2 protein-coding genes are annotated in these 1761 nt (G+C 64.4%); both read right to left on the minus strand.

Features of this window, described 5'->3' with window-relative positions; genetic code table 11:
• Positions 1–516: thiamine pyrophosphate-binding protein (locus JCM25156_RS25225; protein ID WP_277909479.1), on the minus strand; the 516-nt coding region annotated here is incomplete at its 3' end.
• 69 nt (positions 517–585) lie between these two features.
• Positions 586–1371: an acetolactate decarboxylase gene (gene budA / locus JCM25156_RS15620; RefSeq protein ID WP_034960286.1), complete on the minus strand. Its 786-nt coding sequence runs from the start codon at positions 1369–1371 to the stop codon at positions 586–588.
• Positions 1372–1761: the final 390 nt, after the last annotated feature.

A 1761-nucleotide genomic window follows, 5' to 3' on the forward strand; every position in this document is an offset into this window, starting at 1 on the left:
CAGAATATCCATGGGCGTGCTGACGAACGCCGCGCCGGGGCGGCCGCTTTCGGCAAAGCGCAGGGCGTTGGCCACCACTTCGGACACGGCGGCGGGGGACGTGATTTCCGCGCTGTATTTGGTGACCGGCTGGAACAGGGAAACGGTGTCCATGCTCTGGTGGGTCAGCTTCAGCCGGTCCGCCAGCTTCACCGCGCCGCCAATGGCCAGCACCGGATCCCCTTCGGAATTGGCGGTGGCCAGCCCGGTCACGAAGTTGGACGCGCCGGGGCCGGATGTGGCGATCGCCACGCCCGCCTTGCCCGTCAGGCGGCCGATGCCACCGGCGATGAAGGCCGCGTTCTGTTCATGCCGGGTCACGACCGTCTCGATGGGCGAGTCGACCAGCGCGTCAAACAGGCGGTCCACCTTGGCCCCCGGAATACCGAATACATGGGTCGTGCCGTGTGCGACGAGGTTGCGCACGATCATGTCCGCCCCGCACTCAGGCGGAGCCGATTGGGTCTTGTCAGTCATGATGTCTGGTTCCTGAGCGGTTGGCCCACGCGCCTTGCGCGGGGCGGTCAGGCGGGAGGGATCAGGCCCTCAGCCGCCTTCGGCCACGCGAATGGCCTCATGAATGTTTTCCGGAGACAGGTTGGCGCGCGCGAACTGTTCCGTGCGGGGAAGCTGGATTTCCACATCCGAGATCACGCCCACCTCCAGCTTGCCCTTCAGCACCGCGTAATCGGTGACATGGCCGCCCCGGCGTCCGTCTTCCGTCAGGAAATGCAGGTGGTAGCCCGCCACGTTCACGCCCTGCATGTAGCCCGGCGTGCGGAAGCCCAGCATGGTGCCCGCCGATGCGCCAAGCTGCATGGTCGGCTGGCGGCTGACCACATCCAGCATGGGCGGGTAGGGACGGCACTGGCAGAACACGGTGCGCGTCTCCACCCGTTCGAACAGGCCGGTGAAGCGCACGGCGGCGAACAGGTTGGGATTGTTGACAAGCTGGTCGACAACCGCCTCGAACCCTTCCTTGTCGCGCGCGGTGTCGATCATGTATTCCTTCTCCGGGTTGAAGAAGGTGACGCAGGCGAACGGCGTCCTGAGATCGCCCGGCACGCGCCCGGCCTGCCCGTCGGCGCGGAACTGGTGGATCACGCTGTCATTGACGATCATCTCGCCATCCAGCGCGTTGAAGGTGCCCAGGCCGAAATTGCCGTGCATCAAAAGTTCGTCAAGCGTGGTCTCGCCATCGTACACCGCGTCCAGCAGGGCGGCCATGGTCGATGTCTGATACAGGCGGTTCATGCGCGGGCGCACGCCCGTCGCGTCCGCGGCGCTGGACCGGGTGTCGATATCGTTCACCGCGTAGCATTTCAGCTTCATGGCCTCGGTCTCCTGCAACGGCAAGGCGCGGGCCTCGCCCGCCGCGCTTCCCGGTCATGTGGGATTGCGCAGTGATGGTGAGCTACGCCGCTTCGTACGTCCAATATATATTCAAGGCTATTTCCATATATAAAAAATATGGGACTGGCGGGAGACATATCCCCGCGACTTGCCCTTTTCGCCGCGCCTGCCATTGTAACGTGTGAAGAAAGATCAGGATGGCAAAGTAATGAAATCATTCAGCATGGCGCTTGGCGCACTGGCCCTGGGCGGCATGATCGCCAGTTCCGGCCTGGCGCGCGCCGATGAGACCGACCCCAAGCCGCCCTATGGCCCCGGGGCCTATACCGGCAACTGGACGGCGCTGGGTCTCAAGCCCGTGACCATCAG

The sequence above is a fragment of the Komagataeibacter kakiaceti JCM 25156 genome (assembly GCF_000613305.1).

Excerpts from the sequence above, each read along its gene's own strand:
- budA (WP_034960286.1), bottom strand. The coding sequence starts at position 1,371 with ATGAAGCTGAAATGCTACGCGGTGAACGATATCGACACCCGGTCCAGC.